Origin of the sequence: Halomonas fontilapidosi (assembly GCF_014192285.1) — a bacterium.
Taxonomy (GTDB): Bacteria; Pseudomonadota; Gammaproteobacteria; order Pseudomonadales; family Halomonadaceae; genus Halomonas; species Halomonas fontilapidosi.
This window is the reverse complement of the sequence record NZ_JACHXQ010000001.1, coordinates 312,045-329,432: the sequence shown is the minus strand read 5'-3', so window position 1 is coordinate 329,432 and position 17,388 is coordinate 312,045. Positions and strand designations below refer to the sequence as shown.

The following is a 17,388-nucleotide window of genomic DNA, read 5'->3' as shown; positions in this document are numbered from 1 at the left end:
CATGGCAAAATTCGAAGAGATCGGCACGGCGAGCATTCCCGGGTCGGGTGGTGAGCTGAGGCTGTTGCAGCGTAACGACGAATTCTCGATCCGTATTGCCGGCAAGACGGGTGAGCTGATGAACACTCGCCTGCACGGCTCCGAAGATGCCCTGGCGGAACTGGCCTGTGAGCGTGTCGCCGACCGCTCTGGAGCCCGTGTGCTGGTCGGCGGGCTGGGGATGGGGTTTACCCTGGCGGCGGCGCTGAAGACACTGGGCGAGGATGCCGAGGTGGTCGTCGCCGAGCTGGTCCCGGGGGTGGTGGAATGGAACCATGGCCCGCTGGGTGATGCGGCCGGGCGCCCTCTGGAGGATCCGCGCAGCCGCGTCAGCCTGGGAGACGTCGGCGAGTTGCTGCGCCGAGAGCCGGGCGGCTTCGACGCCATCATGCTCGATGTCGACAATGGACCGGAAGGGCTGACGCAGCGCGAGAACGACTGGCTCTACTCCCCCCGCGGGCTTGCCGCCGCCCAGCAGGCACTGCGGCCCGATGGGGTGCTGGCGGTCTGGTCGGCCGGTCCTGACCCGGCGTTCACCGAACGGCTGCGTCGTGTCGGGCTGCTGGTCGAGGAAGTCACGGTGCGGGCCCATCGCGCCGGCAAGGGCGCCAAGCACCGGATCTGGCTGGCATACTGAGGTGATACCTTCACCACTCTCGATGTATCACTCACTCTTCTTATCGAAAGGTCAACGCATGCTGGAACTTTCTCGCCAGGTGAAAATTCCCGACCACGAGATCGAGATGCAGGCCGTGCGCGCTCAGGGCGCCGGCGGACAGAACGTCAACAAGGTTGCCACGGCCATCCACCTGCGCTTCGATATTCGCGCTTCCAGCCTGCCCGAGGGCTTCAAGGAGAAGCTGCTGGCGCTGGGTGATCAACGCATCAGCCGAGACGGGGTGGTGATCATCAAGGCGCAGAGCCATCGCACTCAGGAGCGTAATCGTGCCGAAGCCATGGCGCGGCTCAAAGCGCTGATCAAGAGTGTGATGTATGCGCCCAAGAAGCGGGTCGCGACCCGTCCCAGCAAGGGCGCCAAGCAGCGTCGCCTGGACAGCAAGAAGCAGCGCGGCCGCCACAAGGCGTTACGTGGCAAGGTCGAGGACAGTCGTTGACTGTCGCGTCAACGCTGCGGGTGGCGACGTCTCACTGGGCGTGTATGCTGGAAGTCGTGACCATGACGGCCGGCCGATGATGGCCGGCGACATTCAACCACGAGGGGGATCCGCCGATGGCCGATTCGTCGATGAGTGAGCTATTCAAGGACAACCGCGTCAAGGGCCTGGCTGCCGTGGCGGTGGTTGCGATCATCTGGGCGTTAATTGCCCAGTCCAGCGTCAGTTCCAGCAACGAGGCCCGCGAATCGCTGCAGGCACAACTCGAGAACCTTGAGGCCGAGAATGAAGCCTTGACAGGTCGCGCTGAGGAGTTGCGGAGTGCCGCCGGGAATATCGATGAACTGGCAGAGCAGCGCAGCGAGCTCGATCAGCAGCTTCAGACCGCCGAGTCTGAACTCGCGACGACTCAGCAGCAGGAGTCCGAAGCCCGCGCGGAACTGGAGGAGGTCCAAGCCGCGGTAGAGGCCGCCCAGGGTGAGCTGAATACCCGTCAGGCCGGCATTGCCGAGGCCGAAGAGGCGCTCGCCAACCTCCAGGAGCAGCAGCAGCAGGCTGCCCAGGCCCGCGATGAGGCTCAAGCGTCGCGTCAGGAGGCCGATGAGGCTCGTCAGGCCGCTGAAGAGGAACGCCAGCAGGCCGAAGAAGCCCGCCAGCAGGCCGAGCAAAAGCGCAGTGACGCGATGGCCGAGCGCGACGAGGCGCGGGCCGAACTCCAGGGCCTGCAGGAAGAAATTGCATCAGCCGAAGAGACTCTGGCCGGCATCAACGACGAGATCGCGACCATGCAGGAGCAGCGCGATGCGCTCCAGCAGGAGATCAGCGAGCTCGAGGCCAGCCGCAACGAGGCGAATGAGGCGCTGGAGTCGACTCGCGGTGAACTGGAGGAGGCCCGGTCCGAGGTCGTCCAGGCTCGCGAAATGTTCAAGGATCTCGAACTCGCCATCAAGCTCGGTCGCGAAGAGGTAGCCGAGATCGAGTCTCAGGTGGAATCTCGCCAGTCCCAGCTCGAGCGGCTGGAAGGTCAGCTCGAGACCTGGCGCAACGAGCTGTCTCGCCTGGAGCAGAGCGTGCAGGCTGACGACGCGGCTGCCGAAGAGAGTGCTGCTGACCAGCAGGCTGACGGCAGTGGTGAAGCCGCCGAGCAGGACACTCAGGCTCAGCAAGGCGGCGATGGTGAAGCCGCCGCGCAAGATGCCCAGGCTCAGCAGGGCAGCGGTGATGACGCCGCCGAGCAGGATACCCAGGCTGAGCAGGGCGACATGGGCGGTGCTGCTGAGCAACAGGCCGAAGTCCTGGAAGGCGATGAGAATAACTGAGCCCTACACGCTTCGGTTGTAACTTACACGACGGCGAGCCAATGGCTCGCCGTCGTGCTTTGCCAGGCATTGCACGGCGGGGCGGCCCGCCGGGTATACTGAGTCTCAATGCCGCTTGCGTGGCAACCCCAACTGCATAAAGGAGCGAGTCCGTGATCGAAGGGGTCAAGCATATTGTCGCTGTGGCGTCCGGCAAGGGCGGGGTGGGCAAGTCCACCGTCACCGTCAACCTGGCACTGGCTATGGCTGCCGAAGGCTATCGGGTGGGCATCCTGGATGCCGACATCTATGGTCCCAGCCAGGCACAGATGCTCGGAGTGGGCGAGGGCGTGCGTCCCCAGTCCGCCGGCGAGAACCGCTTCAAGCCGCTCGAGGCCCATGGCATCCAGGCGATGTCGATGGCCTTCCTGGTCGACATCCGCGAGCCCATGGTCTGGCGCGGCCCGATGGTCGCCGGGGCCTTTCAGCAGATGCTCACCCAGACCGTCTGGGACGACCTGGACTATCTGTTCATCGACATGCCGCCGGGGACCGGGGACATCCAGTTGACGCTTGCCCAGAAGGTGCCGGTGGATGGCGCAGTGATCGTCACCACGCCCCAGGACATTGCGCTGCTGGATGCGCGCAAGGGCATCGAGATGTTCCGCAAGGTCAACGTACCGGTGCTGGGGGTGGTGGAGAACATGAGCCTGCACATCTGCTCCCACTGCGGTCACAGCGAGCCGATCTTCGGCGAGGGTGGAGGCGAGCGCATTGCCCACGAGTACGAGACCCAAGTGCTCGGCCGCCTGCCGCTGACCCTGTCGATCCGCGAGCAGGTAGATGGCGGGCGGCCCACCGTGGTGGCCGAACCCGAGAGTGACGTGACTGCCACGTTCCGTGATATGGCGCGCCAGGTCGCGGACCAGATCCGCGGGCAGGGCGCCGAGGGTCCGGAGATCTCGTTCAGCGAGTGAGAGGACGCCTGCCGTGACCTTCCCCGCCGGGGCCGCTATGATGTGGCCCCGGTTTTTTCATTTCCCAGACACCGTTCAGGACGTTTCGATGAGCATCAAATCCGATAAATGGATACGCCGCATGGCCGAGCGGGAAGGCATGATCGAGCCCTTCGAGCCCGACCAGGTTCGCTACCAGAATGAGCGGCGGGTGATCTCCTACGGGACGTCCAGTTACGGCTACGACGTGCGCTGCGCCGACGAGTTCAAGGTGTTCACCAATATCCACTCCGCGGTGGTGGATCCCAAGGGGTTCGACGAGAAGAGTTTCGTCGACATCAAGGGCGATGTCTGCGTGATCCCCCCCAACTCCTTCGCCCTGGCCCGCACCGTGGAGTACTTCCGCATCCCGCGCAGCGTGCTGACCATCTGCCTGGGCAAGTCGACCTATGCCCGTTGCGGCATCATCGTCAACGTCACCCCGCTGGAACCCGAGTGGGAAGGACACGTGACCCTGGAGTTCTCCAACACCACCAACCTGCCGGCGCGCATCTATGCCAATGAAGGCGTGGCGCAGATGCTGTTCCTGGAGTCCGACGAGGTCTGCGAGACCTCCTACAAGGACCGCGGCGGCAAGTACATGGGGCAGCGGGGTGTGACCCTGCCGCGGACGTGATAGCGCCGAACTGAAAGCGCCGAGCTACAAGTAAACCCCGAAGGCCGAGACCTTCGGGGTTTGCTTTTGCACGAGATCATCAGACACTGCTAGCAGCTTGGCAGCTTGGCAGCTTGGCAGCTTGGCAGCTTGGCAGCTTGGCAGCTTACTCCTCGCCGTCCTCGTCCAGTTCCTCGGCGGCATCGGCATGTGAGAGCCGCATACCGCTCGGCGGCAGGGCAACGCCGTCCATGCTGGCGCTGTCGCCCTTGAGCTGCAGCCGCCCCTCCAGGAACCAACGCACGGCGATTGGGTAGATCAGATGCTCGCGTGTTTGCACCTTGGTCTGCAGGCTCTCTTCCGTGTCGTCCTCGGCGACCGCTACCTCGGCCTGCAGGGCGACCGGCCCGCCATCCAGCTCCTCGGTGACGAAGTGCACGCTGCAGCCGTGCGTAGCTACGCCGTCGGCCAGCGCGCGGCTATGGGTATGCAAGCCCTGGTAGGCGGGCAGCAGCGAGGGGTGGATGTTGAGCATCCGGCCCAGGAAGCGATTGACGAAGCGCGGCGTGAGAATACGCATGAAGCCGGCCAGCACGATCAGGTCGGGCTCGTGGCGCTCGATGACCTTGATCAGGGCGCCGTCGTAGGCATCGCGGCTGTCGTATTCGCGATGGGGCAGCGCCACGGCGTCGATGCCGGCGTCCCGGGCGCGCTTCAGGCCGTAGGCGTCCGGCTGGTTGGAGATCACTGCGACGATCTCTCCGCCCAGCGCGTCGTGGCTCTGGGCGTCGATCAGCGCCTGGAGGTTGCTGCCGCTGCCGGAGATCAGCACCACTACTCGTCGCGCCTCGCTGGGCTCAGGGGTGAAGGCGTTCAGGGTATCGCTCTGATAGTCGGTCCCGCTCATGCCTTGAGATTCTCCAGCTGGACCGGCTCGTCACCCTCGCCCCGAGCGGTGATCACCCCGATGCGATGGGCCGTCTCGCCCAGGGCCTGCAGGTGGGCGCGGGCCTGGTCGGCCTTCTCCGCCGGGACCACGATCACCATGCCGATGCCGCAGTTGAGCACTCGGTGCATCTCGTGTTCGTCGACGTTGCCCTGCTCCTTCAGCCAGTCGAAGATCGCCGGGCGGGTCCAGCTCGCGGCATCGATGCGCGCGCCCAGCGTCTCGGGCAGCACGCGGGGGATGTTCTCGGTGAGGCCGCCGCCGGTGATGTGCGACAGGGCGTGCACCGGGATGTCGGTCTCCCTGAGCAGCGACAGCAGCGGCTTGACGTAGATGCGGGTGGGCGCGAGCAGGGCATCGCCCAGGGGCTTGCCATCGACGGCGGTGTCCAGGGCGGCCCCCGACACCTCGAGGATCTTGCGGATCAGCGAGTAGCCGTTGGAGTGGGGGCCGGAGGAGGCCAGGCCCAGCAGCACGTCGCCTTCACCGACCTTGCTGCCATCGAGGATCTTGGACTTCTCCACCACGCCCACGCAGAAGCCGGCGAGGTCGTAGTCGCTGCCCTCGTACATGCCGGGCATCTCGGCGGTCTCGCCACCCACCAGGGCGCAGCCCGCCTGCTCGCAGCCCTCGCCAATGCCGGTTACCACGTCGGCGGCGATATCCACGTCGAGCTTGCCCGTGGCATAGTAGTCGAGGAAGAGCAGCGGTTCCGCGCCGGCAACGACCAGGTCGTTGACGCACATGGCCACCAGGTCGATACCGATGGTGTCATGGCGGCCGATGTCCATGGCCAAGCGCAGCTTGGTGCCTACGCCGTCGGTGCCAGAGACCAGCACCGGCTCCTGGTAGCCCTTGGGGAGCTCGCACAGGGCGCCAAAACCGCCCAGGCCGCCCATGACCTCAGGGCGGGTGGTGCGTTTGGCGACGCCCTTGATGCGTTCGACCAAGGCATTGCCGGCATCGATGTCGACGCCGGCGTCCTTGTAACTCAGCGAGGTCCCGGTCGGGCGGTTGGTGGAATCGGTCATGACGCTTCCTGTATGAGAATGGCGGTTGCGAGGCCTGTCGCAGGGCGACGCAACGATCAGGTTAGAGGACGAGATTGTAGCATCACGGCGCGCGGCTGGCAGCCTGCCGGCCCGCCGACACAGGGAGGGAGCGATGCACAGGCAGTGGTGGGTAGTGGCCGCGGTGGCCGCGCTGGGGATCTGGTTCATGGTCAGTATCGAGCCGGTGCTGATGCCCTTTTTCGTCAGCATGATTCTGGCCTACCTGGGGGATCCCCTGGCCGACCGTCTCGAGGCTCGCGGCCTCTCGCGTCGCCTGGCGGTCTCGCTGGTTTTCCTGCTGCTGGCGCTGATCATCGTGCTCACCCTTTTGCTGGTCGTGCCGATTCTGGGCCGACAGCTTGGTCAGCTGATCGAGTCGTTGCCGGCGGTGCTCAACTGGGTGCAGCAGACGGTGGTGCCACGTATCCAGTCGCTGACCGGCATGGATCTATCCACCGATATCGATCAGATGCGCCAGGCGATCGTCGACAACTGGAAGGAGACCGGGACCTTTGCGGCCAGCCTGCTGGCCCAGGCCTCACGCTCTGGCCTGGCGCTGGTCGCCTGGATCGGTAACCTGGCGCTGATTCCGGTGGTGACGTTCTACCTGCTGCTGGACTGGGACCTCCTGGTCGCCAAGGTGCGTGGTTCGCTGCCGCGTAGCTGGGAGCCCGCCACCGTTCGCCTCGCCGGCGAATGCGACGAGGTGCTGTCGGCCTTCCTGCGTGGCCAACTGATTGTCATGCTTTGCCTGGGGGTGATCTATGCCGTGGGGCTGACCCTGCTCGGCGTGCGCTTCGGTCTGCTGATCGGTCTGCTCGCGGGGCTTGCCAGCATCGTGCCCTATCTGGGGGTGATCGTGGGCATTTCCGTGGCAGGCGTGGTGGCCTTCTTCCAGTTCGGCGATTGGCTGATCCTGCTCGGCGTCGCGGCGGTTTTCGGTTTCGGCCAGTTGGTCGAGAGTGTGGTGCTCCAACCCAAGTTGCTCGGCGACAAGATCGGCCTGCACCCGGTGGCGGTGATCTTCGCCGTGCTGGCCGGGGGACAACTGTTCGGCTTCACCGGCGTTCTGCTGGCACTGCCCATGGCTGCGGTCGTGATGGTGGTGTTGCGTTATCTCCATGAGCACTATAAAAACAGCAGCCTGTACGACGCCGAACGTCATCGCACCCACGACGAGGAGTCGCCATGAGTCGAGCACCCGCGCAGTTGCCGCTGGGCGTGGGGCTGCGTGACGACGCTACCTTCGCCAGCTTTCACCCCGGGCCCAACGCGGCTCTGGTCGACCGGCTGGCGCATCAACTCGACGACAACGGTGAGCTCTTCCTTTATCTCTGGGGCGCCTCCGGTACCGGGCGTAGCCATCTGTTGCAGGCGGCTTGCCACGGGGCCTCCGATCGTGATTGTCGCGCGCTGTATCTGCCCCTGGCGGAACTCGGTCATTTTCCGCCGCTGATGCTCGAGGAGATCGAGCGCCTGGACCTGGTCGCGATCGATGACCTCGAGCGCGTGATGGGGCGCAAGCGGTGGGAGGAAGCGTTGTTTCATGCGTTCAACCGCCTGCGGGATGCCGGCAAACGCTTGGTGATCGCCGCCGAGGCGCCGCCGCGTCAGTTGCCGGTGAAACTGCCCGACCTGGCCTCGCGGCTCACCTGGGGGATGACCTTCCATCTGCAGGGGCTGGATGACGCCGGGCGCCTGGCGGCCCTTCAGCTTCGAGCGCGGGGGCGCGGCATGCAGATGTCCGACGAGGTGGCCCGCTACATCCTGCATCGCGGGCCGCGCCGGCTGGATGCGCTCTTCGAGACCCTGGAGGCCCTGGATCGCGCCTCACTCTCCGCCCAGCGCAAGCTGACCATTCCCTTCGTCAAGCAGGCGCTGGGCTGGTGAGAGATCGAGGGGCCGGACGCACTCCTTCCCGAGCTGCCGACTCCTCTAAGCCCGGCTATGGGCGCCGAGGTCCTAGCTGGAACCTTCGCAGAGCTGATCGCCACTGAAGCGGTAGGAGTAGATGATGTCCTTGGTCAGGAAGCCGTAGCGCGCCAAGGTCTGCTGCCAGTCGCCGTAGCGCTTCTCTTGCTCCAAGGCGTCGTTGAAGGCATCGCGCAGGTCCTCGGCATCCAGGGGAAAGGCAAAGCCGCCATAGTAGCGGACTTGGCGACCGTCGATGATGGGATCTTTGAAGTTGAATTCTGCCTCCACCTGAGGGCTCATGTTCTCCAGAGATGCGACCGTCATCCCGGTAGCGGCGAAGGCGTCGGCTCGGCCACTTTCGATGGCCTCGATGGCCTCCGAGAGGCGCTCTACCGTCACCACCCGGTCCGGATGAACGCCTAGCGCGGCGAACATGTCCTGGGTCACCGTACCCTCCTGGACAGCGACACGGATGGTGTCGGGGCGTTCCACGAAGTCCTCGTAGGCGCGAATCCGATTGGGGTTGGAGGCCAGGACCAGCAGCCCCTCGCCATAGGAGGTGTTGGGGTCCGAGAAGAGCACACGGCTGCAGCGCTCGGGCATGATGGCCATTTCTGCCGCGGCCATGTCGAAACGACCGACTTCCAGCCCTGGAATGAGGTTCTTGAATTCGGTCGCCACCCATTCGATCGTCTCGATGCCGAGATCGTCGAGGATGCGGCGGGCGACCTCGGGACCCGCACCTAGCGCTTCACCCTCCTCGTTAAGGTAGCCATAGGGCCGCTCATTGGCGACGGCAATGCGGATCACGCCGCGCTGCTGAATATCCTCCAGGGTGTCAGCCTGCAGCCCGGGAATGGCCAGCAGGAAGGCGACGATGCCGGCCATCAGGGGTGGTCCCGTGCGGAAAAGAGATTGGGTTATCATTTTTATCAGCCTCGCGATATATAACGACCCGGCACGCGAGGGGTCGCCGGTCACACCGGGGTGTCGGCCGTAACGCCCAAGCGGGTCGGGCAGAGCAATGAGTGGTATCTCGCCATCAATGGCATTTCCGTTTTGTCGCCATCTAATGCGTGCCTGCCATCACCCGATGGCAGTTCATTTAGCGTAGAAGTGGCGTTGATGGAGCGCGAGGCCGTCGAAGGTTACCTGGCTGATGACTGACAAGCGGTGTCGGCGATGTCTTACACGCAACGAATGTGTTTCATGATGCCAGTGACAGGTGGCTCAACGTCTGAGCTCGACACTTCGCGACTGGCCGTTGCCCAGGCTCACCTGGCGGATGACCACGCGGGCCTCGCCGGTGGCGGGGTCCTGACCGCTGCCCGAGACATAGAACTCGCCGGCAGGCAGTCCGCCGAGGCGGAAGTTGCCGTTGGCGTCGGTGCGGGTAGTGTGAGTGTAGGCGCGGGCACGGGGGTCGGCGGGCTCCACGGCGCGGCCCGCCAGGGCCTGCTCCGCCGCCTCGGCCGAGTAGGTGGTCACCGGCGCAACCGATACCCCGGCATGGGGCACGGGGCGTCCTCCGATCGTCAGCTGCCCGCTGATCACGGCAGTGCCGTGCTTGTCCAGGGCGGCGTACTGCTCGGCGGGAAAGGCCACCTGGCGGGCGACGCGTCCGGTAACGGAAGGGCGGTCGGCGCGTTCGGCCTCGCGCGGTGCCTGTGCACCCCGCTCGATGACCTCGACGCGCTGGCGCTCGCCGGCAGGATAGCGTGGCTCGATGATCTGGCAGCCGGCCAGTGTGAGGCCCAGCAGGGCGACAGGGATCCAGCGTGTCATGGTCACTCTCCCGACGGGTGGATGATGCCTCGTTGCTGGAGAGCGTAACGCAAAAGAGCCGCCGATCAGTGATCGGCGACCCTTTCGCGTCTTCAGGCAGGCGCCGGTGGTACCGGCGCCTCCGACTTACTTGGCTGCCTTGGTGGCAGTGTCGGTGGCCTGCTTGACGTTGTCTTCGGTCAGCTTCTGGCTCTGCTGGACGAAGTCCTGCTGCAGGGAGACAACCTTCTCGGCGTCGTCCTTCAGGCGCTCGGTCAGGTCCTTGGCGACCTTCTGCTGGCCTTCCATGTAGCTCTTGAGGCCTTCGGCATCCTTGACGTTCAGCAGGCTGCGCAGCTGCGCCAGACCCGTGTCGGTGTAGGCCTTGCCGGCGTCCAGCTGGGCGTTGACCAGCTTCTCGGTGTAGTCCACGGACAGCGCGGCATAGGCGCGAGCCGGACCGAAGAACATGGATTCGAACTGGTTGGTGAACTGCTTGGTGTCGAAGTTTTGCATCGTGAGTCCCTCCCGGGGATTTCGGATCAATTCGAAGGCCGTGGCGGTCTGCCGATGCCTTCTGCGTCTCTGTTGCGATGCACAATAGCAGAGCGGTTTGTGCAGTGCAACATTCTTTCTTGCCATGTCGTCTCTAATCGAAGTGGTCCCGCGCGAGGGCCGCCGGGAGCAGGGCGACGGGGAGGTCCCTTGCAAGCCCGTGTGCTTGGCGCCATGTTGAGGAGAGCGCTATCCATCCCCAACAGAAGGAGCCGGACATGGGCGACCATCGCATTGAACGCGACAGCATGGGCGAGCTGGAGGTGCCGAGTGAGGCCCTCTACGGTGCCCAGACCCAGCGTGCCCTCAACAACTTCCCGGTCTCCGGCCAGCCGATGCCGGCGGCCTTCATCCACGCCATCGCGCATATCAAGCTTGCGGCGGCTCGGGTCAATCGCGAACTTGGCCACCTCGACGAGGCTCGGTCGCGCAAGATCGTTGCCGCCGCCGAGGCGATCCTTGCGGGGCATCATGACGACCAGTTTCCCGTGGATGTCTTTCAGACCGGCTCGGGCACCTCCAGCAACATGAACGTCAACGAGGTGATCGCCAGGCAGGCCAGCGGTGACGGCGTCGAGGTTGGCGCCAACGACCATGTCAACATGGGGCAGTCGAGCAATGACGTGATACCCACGGCGATCCACGTGTCCGCCGCGCTTTCAGTGACCCACCAGCTGCGCCCGGCGCTTGAGCATCTGCGCGACACCATCGACGCGCGGGCCGCGGAACTCGACGACGTGGTCAAGACCGGGCGTACCCACCTGATGGACGCCATGCCGCTGCGCATGAGCCAGGAACTGGGCGGCTGGTCGAGCCAGGTGGGGCAGGCCATCGAGCGCCTGGACAGCGCCTTGGTGCGGCTCTGCCGCCTGGCCCAGGGTGGCACGGCCGTGGGTACCGGCATCAATGCCCACCCCGAGTTCGCCGAGCGCATGGCGCGTGACCTGAGCGAGCAGACGGGGCTGGCGTTCTCGCCCAACGACAGCTTCTTCGCCAGCCTTGCCTCCCAGGATGCGGCAGTGGAGCTCTCGGGACAGCTCCGGGGCCTGGCCTGTGTGGTGATGAAGATCGCCAACGACCTGCGCTGGATGAACTCTGGCCCATTGGCCGGCCTCGGCGAGATCGAGCTCGAGGCCCTCCAGCCGGGCAGTTCGATCATGCCCGGCAAGGTCAATCCGGTGATTCCCGAGTCGGCCGCGCAGGCGGCTGCCCAGGTGATCGGGCTCGACACGGCAGTGACGGTGGCCGGGCAGAGTGGCAACTTCCAGCTCAACGTCATGCTGCCGCTGGTCGCCAACAACCTGCTTACCTCGATCAGCCTGATGACCAACACGACGCGGCTGCTGGCCGATCGAGCCATCGCCACCTTCAAGGTGCGCCACGACAACCTCGAGGCACCGCTGGCGCGCAACCCCATCCTGGTCACGGCGCTGAACTCGGTAATCGGCTACGACGCTGCGTCGGCCATTGCCAAGCAGGCCTATCAGGCGGGACGGCCGATCATCGAAGTGGCGGAGGAGCAGAGCGGCCTGTCCCGCGCGGAGCTCGAGCGCCTGCTCGACCCCGCCGCCCTGACGCGGGGTGGCGTGCCGGAGTGACGACTCGCGAGCCCAGGCCTAGTTCCGTAGCCAGTTGCGTAGCTTGACCAGCAGCAGGGCGCCGTCGCCGAGCCGGCGGCGCTCGGCGATCAGTTCAGCGAGCATGGCAGGGCGGTCGGTGATGATGCCGTCCACCCCCAGGTCGATCAGTCGGGACATCTGGGCGCGATCGTTGATGGTCCAGGCGTGCAGCTCGTAGCCATAATATTCCGCGAGGCGGACCTCTTCCTCATCGATGCGGTTGTGGCGCAGGGCCAGGGCGTCGAAGCCTCGCCGCTCGAGGCTGCCCGACACCACCAACTGGGCCAGCAGAGTGGTGCGCAGCCGAGGTGCGCGCAGCAAGAACTCGCGCAGCAGCCAGGGCGACATGGCAGCGACGCGCATCTCGCCCATGACATCGGGGTTGCCGCAGGCCAGGGCGGTTATCCGGTCCTCGGCGCGGTCTCGGCATGCCAGGCGCCGCTTCCTCTCTCTCTCCAGGGTATCGATGACGGCATCGACCAGCTCGAGTTCGCGGCCCGGGTCGGGCTTGAGCTCGATCATCAGGTTGGCGCGTCCGCGGACCTGGGACAGGACTTCGTCCAGTCCCGGAATCCGCTCGCCGATGAAGGGGTCGCCGAACCAGCTGCCCACATCGACTTCATCGAGCTCCGATCGCGATAGCTCCCCGACGCGTCGCTCGTCGCCGGCCAGACGTCTGAGGCTCTGGTCATGGTAGAGCACGACCTCGCTGTCGGCGGTGAGGCGAACGTCGATTTCGATACCATCGGCCCCGTCCCGGATCGCCTGCTCCACCGCCGCCGAGGTATTCTCCGGCGCCTGTAGTGAGCTGCCGCGGTGGGCGATGATGGCAACTTCGTCGCGGATCTCGAAGCGATTGACGATCAGCCATGCTTGGCTGATGGCGAACAGCACAACGGCGAGCTCGACTGCCCAGGCCAGGCGCCCGGGGTGAGTGCCGGGTGGCGGTGGTTCGGGCCTCGGCTCGCGGTGCGCCAAGCGTAGATAGAGGCAGGTGGCCTGCAGGGCGTTAGCGGCGATGCCGCTGAAGGTGATAGCTAGGGCGATCAGCAGGTAGGCGGTCAGGTAGGCAAGCATGGCCGGCACCAGCACCGCATTGCGCTCGGGCAGCCACCATAGCAAGGGCGTGACGACATGGCCGAACAGCGCCGTGGCCAGCAGCGGCAGGGCGATGATCGCCAACAGCAACAGCATCACCGCCATGGCGATGTGGCGTCTGCTGCCACGCGTCAGCTGCATGCTGCGCGTCAGCGCCGCGGGCGGCGAAAGCCGCTCCAGGGTCATGGCCGGCAGGGCGAGGTGCCAGCGAACATACAGATGACCGGCGATCATCCCCCATGCCAGTAGTGGCACCAGAGCGCTGGCGAGGAAGGCCCAGAAGGCGGGGGGACGCACGTTCTGCACGAAGTAGGCGTCCAGTTCCCCCAGGAAGAAGTCATGCAGCCAGGCCAGGCTGAAGGCCAGTGGGACGAGAAGCAGCAGTTGGGCCCCGACCTGAAGTACCACCAGGCCAGAAAGCGCGGGCAGTCGGCGCAGCGTGGCCCACAGCGCCTCGAACGCCAGGCGCATGTGATGATCCCGAGGCCGCACCGCGACCAGAATCATGCCCGCTTGCTGCAAGTAGAGCACCAGGAAGGTCAGGCCCACCGCGGCCAACAGCCACAGCAGCCCCCCGGGGCTCATCAGCAGGGAAATCAGTTCACTGTTGGTGATTACCGGCCGGCCGAACTGGGCAAGCAGGCTCGAGAGTGTCCAGCCGATGGCAGGCAGCAGCAGGCTCGAGGCCAGCAGCGTGAAGAACAGATGGTAGGCGATGAGCGGCCGCAAGTGCTCACGCAAGGTGCGCAGTACGTCGCCGCTCAGTCGTGACAGGTGGCGCATGGGCAGGCGTATGACGGGAGCGTGACATCAGCATGACATCGCCTGCCCGCCACCGGCAACGGCCTGCAGCCAGGGCAATCGCAGTTACCCGAAGCGAGAGGCGCCGGGGACAGGTCGAAGGGGAGGTCCTATGCCAGGGATGGCATCGGTAGCGCCCAAGGAGGGGTTTACAGCGCCTCCCCGCAGAGCTGTCGCCGGAAGTGCCGCAAGCGTTACTTCCATCTGCGATAGCCCTGGCCTGTCAGCGCAGGACTCTTGGCGGTTCACCGCTCCAGATCCAGCTGCTCGTCGGCGACCAGGATGCCGTTGTTGTCCGCATACAGCCACTGGCCTGGCGTCAGGGTGGCGCCGGCGAAGCTGACCGGGATATCGCGCTGTCCCTCGCCGCGCTTCTCGCTCTTGCGGGGGTGGGCCCCCAGGGCCTGGATGCCGAGTTCGGTCTCGGCCAGCACGTCGACGTCACGCACGCAGCCATACATCACGATGCCGGCCCAGCCGTGGCCGGCCGCCTGCTCGGCAAGCATGTCACCGAGCATGGCGCAGCGTGTCGAGCCGCCGGCATCGACGACCAGCACGGCGCCGTCGCCGGGTTCGGCGACCGCCTGCTTGACCAGTGAATTGTCCTCGAAGCACTTCACGGTGCGGACCGGGCCGGCAAACGCCTCGTGGCCGCCGACGTTGACGAAGATCGGGTCGAGCACCTGCACCTCGGGATAGGCGTCGCAGATGTCCGGCGTGACAATATGGATCACGATGAGGCTCCTTATGACATGGGCGCTCCGGTGATGATGCCACGCCCGGTGCAGAACGGAAGTCCCCTTTGGTGGGACGGGGCGTTGGCAGGGGCGGGCGCAAAAAAAAGCGCCCCGAATGGGGCGCTTCGTTCATCGGCTCCGGCCGCCGCGGACGGCAGCCTTCGATGTTGCGAGCATCGGAGTCGAACCTGATTCTATCAGAATCCGGGGTATCAGGCTTCCTGCGCGACGGGAATCACGTTGGAGGCCGCGTTCTGATACTCCTCGATCTCGTGGAAGTTCATGTAACGGTAGATCTCGCCGGCCATGGCGTCGAACTCGCCCATGTAGCGGCGATACTCCTCGACGCTGGGCAGACGACCTTCCACGGCGGCCACGGCCGCCAGCTCCGCGGAGGCGAGGTAGACGTTGGCACCGTCGCCCAGGCGATTGGGGAAGTTGCGGGTCGACGTGGAGACCACGGTGCTCTTGGCGGCCACGCGCGCCTGGTTACCCATGCACAGCGAGCAGCCCGGCATCTCCATGCGCGCCCCGGCGCGGCCGTAGATGCCGTAGTAGCCTTCCTCGGTCAGCTGGTGCTGGTCCATCTTGGTCGGCGGCGCCAGCCACAGGCGGGTCTTCAGGCTGCCGGCCGGCTGCTTCTCGAGCAGCTTGCCGGCGGCGCGGAAGTGGCCGATGTTGGTCATGCATGAGCCGATGAAGACCTCGTCGATCTTCTCGCCGGCCACGTCAGACAGCAGGCGGGCGTCGTCCGGGTCGTTCGGCGCACAGAGTACCGGCTCCTTGAGCTCCTCGAGGTCGATCTCGATGACCTCGGCGTACTCGGCGTCCTGGTCGGCGCGCATCAGGCTCGGATTGTCCAGCCACTCTTCCATGCCCTGGATACGGCGCTCGATGGTACGGCGGTCGCCGTAGCCGTTGGCGATCATCCACTTGAGCAGGGTGATGTTGGATTTCAGGTACTCGGCGACGCTGTCTTCCCCGAGGGTGATGGTGCAGCCTGCGGCGCTGCGCTCGGCGGAGGCGTCGGAGAGCTCGAAGGCCTGCTCCACGGTGAGGTCCTCGAGGCCCTCGATCTCCAGCACGCGACCGGAGAAGGCGTTCTTCTTGCCGGACTTCTCTACGGTCAGCAGGCCCTGCTGGATGCCGTAGTAGGGGATGGCGTGGACCAGGTCACGCAGGGTGACGCCGGGCTGACGCTTGCCCTTGAAGCGCACCAGCACCGATTCCGGCATGTCCAGCGGCATCACGCCGGTAGCCGCGGCGAAAGCCACCAGGCCGGAGCCGGCCGGGAAGGAGATGCCCATCGGGAAGCGGGTGTGCGAGTCGCCGCCGGTGCCCACGGTGTCGGGCAGCAGCATGCGGTTCAGCCAGCTGTGGATGATGCCGTCGCCCGGGCGCAGCGAGACGCCGCCGCGGTTCATGATGAAGTCGGGCAGGGTGTGGTGAGTGTCCACGTCGACCGGCTTCGGGTAGGCCGCGGTGTGGCAGAACGACTGCATCACCAGGTCGGCCTGGAAGCCCAGGCAGGCCAGGTCCTTGAGCTCGTCACGGGTCATCGGGCCGGTGGTGTCCTGGGAGCCCACGGTGGCCATCTTCGGCTCGCAGTACATGCCCGGGCGCACGCCTTCCATGCCGCAGGCCTTGCCGACCATCTTCTGGGCCAGGGTGTAGCCCTTGCCGGTGTCGACGGGCTGCTCGGGCAGACGGAAGACATCGGAGGGCGCCAGGCCCAGGGATTCGCGGGCCTTGGTGGTCAGGCCACGGCCGATGATCAGCGGGATGCGGCCACCGGCACGCACCTCATCGAGGATCAGCTGGGTCTTGAGCTCGAAGGTGGTCAGCACCTCGTCGGTGCCGTGCTTGCACACCTTACCCGCGTAGGGGTAGACGTCGATGACGTCGCCCATCTCGAGCTTGGAGACGTCCATTTCCACGGGCAGCGCACCGGAATCTTCCATGGTGTTGAAGAAGATCGGGGCGATCTTGCCGCCGAAACAGAAGCCACCGGCGCGCTTGTTGGGCACGTGGGAGATATCGTCGCCGAAGAACCACAGCACGGAGTTGGTGGCCGACTTGCGCGAGGAACCGGTACCGACCACGTCGCCGACGTAGGCGACCGGGAAGCCCTTGGCCTTCACCGCCTCGATCTGCGCCAGCGGCCCTTTCACGCCCGGCTCTTCGGGCTCGATGCCGTCACGCTCGTTCTTGAGCATGGCGTTGGCGTGCACCGGAATGTCGGGGCGTGACCAGGCATCCGGGGCGGGGGAGAGGTCATCGGTATTGGTCTCGCCCGGCACCTTGAAGACGCTAAGGGTGATCTTCTCTTCCAGGGCAGGCTTGGAGAGGAACCACTCGGCGTCGGCCCAGGACTGGATGACGTCCTTGGCCACGGCGTTGCCCGCCTTGGCGCGCTCTTCGACGTCGTGGAAGGCGTCGAACATCAGCAGGGTATGCTTGAGCTGCTCGCCGACTTCCTTGGCCAGGGCGTCATCGTCGAGAAGCTCCACCAGGGAGACGATGTTGTAGCCGCCCTGCATGGTGCCCAGCAGCTTCACCGCGTGTACCTTGTCGATTAGCGGCGATTCGGTTTCCCCCTTGGCGATGGCCGTGAGGAAGCCAGCCTTGACGTAGGCAGCCTCGTCGACGCCGGGAGGAACGCGGTTGGTGAGCAGGTCGAGGATAGCTTCTTCCTCGCCGGCAGGCGGGTTCTTCAGCAGTTCGACCAGTGCGGCGACTTGCTCGGCGTTCAGCGGCTTCGGCGGCACGCCCTCGGCGGCGCGCTCCTCGACATGTTGGCGATAGGCTTCAAGCACGTTAGGGCCCTCATCGGTGGTGG

General features: G+C 65.6%; 16 protein-coding genes. 8 read left to right on the top strand and 8 right to left on the bottom strand.

Annotated features, from left to right (window positions below; genetic code table 11):
• The first annotated feature begins 1 nt into the window (after position 1).
• The 5 genes from FHR95_RS01555 to dcd all read left to right on the top strand — a co-directional run bounded on the left by FHR95_RS01555 (position 2) and on the right by dcd (position 4,084).
• The gene (locus FHR95_RS01555; RefSeq protein ID WP_183313098.1) at positions 2 to 676 is read left to right on the top strand and encodes a spermidine synthase; all 675 of its coding nucleotides are present in this window, start codon (positions 2 to 4) and stop codon (positions 674 to 676) included.
• A gap of 58 nt (positions 677 to 734) precedes the next feature.
• A complete protein-coding gene (gene arfB / locus FHR95_RS01550) occupies positions 735 to 1,154 on the top strand; it encodes an alternative ribosome rescue aminoacyl-tRNA hydrolase ArfB (RefSeq protein ID WP_040186401.1) in 420 nt (139 codons plus the stop codon).
• Between the two features lie 131 nt (positions 1,155 to 1,285).
• Positions 1,286 to 2,473, top strand: coding sequence for a coiled-coil domain-containing protein (locus tag FHR95_RS01545; RefSeq protein ID WP_183313097.1), 1,188 nt, complete (start codon positions 1,286 to 1,288; stop codon positions 2,471 to 2,473).
• A 155-nt stretch (positions 2,474 to 2,628) separates the two neighbouring features.
• Entirely contained in the window at positions 2,629 to 3,429 is an 801-nt protein-coding gene (apbC, locus tag FHR95_RS01540; protein WP_179862071.1) for an iron-sulfur cluster carrier protein ApbC, read from the top strand.
• Positions 3,430 to 3,517: 88 nt separating this feature from the next.
• Positions 3,518 to 4,084: a dCTP deaminase gene (gene dcd / locus FHR95_RS01535; protein WP_040186402.1), complete on the top strand. Its 567-nt coding sequence runs from the start codon at positions 3,518 to 3,520 to the stop codon at positions 4,082 to 4,084.
• 145 nt (positions 4,085 to 4,229) lie between these two features.
• Here dcd and purN read toward each other — a convergent pair whose 3' ends face one another.
• Positions 4,230 to 4,970: a phosphoribosylglycinamide formyltransferase gene (purN, locus tag FHR95_RS01530; protein WP_040186404.1), complete on the bottom strand. Its 741-nt coding sequence runs from the start codon at positions 4,968 to 4,970 to the stop codon at positions 4,230 to 4,232.
• The gene (gene purM, locus FHR95_RS01525; RefSeq protein ID WP_183313096.1) at positions 4,967 to 6,040 is read right to left on the bottom strand and encodes a phosphoribosylformylglycinamidine cyclo-ligase; all 1,074 of its coding nucleotides are present in this window, start codon (positions 6,038 to 6,040) and stop codon (positions 4,967 to 4,969) included. The genes purN and purM overlap by 4 nt, the downstream gene beginning before the upstream one ends.
• A 133-nt stretch (positions 6,041 to 6,173) precedes the next feature.
• Between purM and FHR95_RS01520 the strand changes: the two genes are divergently transcribed.
• Complete coding sequence (locus FHR95_RS01520; RefSeq protein ID WP_040186406.1) at positions 6,174 to 7,253, top strand: AI-2E family transporter; 1,080 nt, start codon at positions 6,174 to 6,176, stop codon at positions 7,251 to 7,253.
• Positions 7,250 to 7,951, top strand: coding sequence for a DnaA regulatory inactivator Hda (gene hda, locus FHR95_RS01515; protein WP_183313095.1), 702 nt, complete (start codon positions 7,250 to 7,252; stop codon positions 7,949 to 7,951). Before FHR95_RS01520 ends, hda begins: the two co-directional genes overlap by 4 nt.
• Positions 7,952 to 8,023: 72 nt before the next feature.
• Here hda and ehuB read toward each other — a convergent pair whose 3' ends face one another.
• The 3 genes from ehuB to FHR95_RS01500 form a co-directional block, all read right to left on the bottom strand.
• Entirely contained in the window at positions 8,024 to 8,902 is an 879-nt protein-coding gene (ehuB, locus tag FHR95_RS01510) for an ectoine/hydroxyectoine ABC transporter substrate-binding protein EhuB (RefSeq protein ID WP_183313094.1), read from the bottom strand.
• A 303-nt stretch (positions 8,903 to 9,205) separates the two neighbouring features.
• Positions 9,206 to 9,760, bottom strand: coding sequence for a carboxypeptidase-like regulatory domain-containing protein (locus FHR95_RS01505; protein ID WP_183313093.1), 555 nt, complete (start codon positions 9,758 to 9,760; stop codon positions 9,206 to 9,208).
• A gap of 126 nt (positions 9,761 to 9,886) precedes the next feature.
• Positions 9,887 to 10,255, bottom strand: a complete 369-nt coding sequence (locus FHR95_RS01500) for a phasin family protein (RefSeq protein WP_040186409.1) — start codon at positions 10,253 to 10,255, stop codon at positions 9,887 to 9,889.
• Between the two features lie 257 nt (positions 10,256 to 10,512).
• Here FHR95_RS01500 and FHR95_RS01495 point away from each other — a divergent pair, with 257 nt between their 5' ends.
• Positions 10,513 to 11,892: a class II fumarate hydratase gene (locus FHR95_RS01495; RefSeq protein WP_183313092.1), complete on the top strand. Its 1,380-nt coding sequence runs from the start codon at positions 10,513 to 10,515 to the stop codon at positions 11,890 to 11,892.
• Between the two features lie 18 nt (positions 11,893 to 11,910).
• On the opposite strand, the gene FHR95_RS01490 is transcribed toward FHR95_RS01495, so the two are convergent.
• The 3 genes from FHR95_RS01490 to acnB form a co-directional block, all read right to left on the bottom strand.
• Positions 11,911 to 13,794: a glycerophosphodiester phosphodiesterase family protein gene (locus FHR95_RS01490; protein WP_183313091.1), complete on the bottom strand. Its 1,884-nt coding sequence runs from the start codon at positions 13,792 to 13,794 to the stop codon at positions 11,911 to 11,913.
• 263 nt (positions 13,795 to 14,057) lie between these two features.
• On the bottom strand, positions 14,058 to 14,546 hold the full coding sequence (rraA, locus tag FHR95_RS01485; RefSeq protein ID WP_040186412.1) for a ribonuclease E activity regulator RraA: 489 nt from the start codon (positions 14,544 to 14,546) through the stop codon (positions 14,058 to 14,060).
• Between the two features lie 215 nt (positions 14,547 to 14,761).
• A complete protein-coding gene (gene acnB / locus FHR95_RS01480; RefSeq protein ID WP_183313090.1) occupies positions 14,762 to 17,365 on the bottom strand; it encodes a bifunctional aconitate hydratase 2/2-methylisocitrate dehydratase in 2,604 nt (867 codons plus the stop codon).
• Positions 17,366 to 17,388 lie beyond the last annotated feature (23 nt).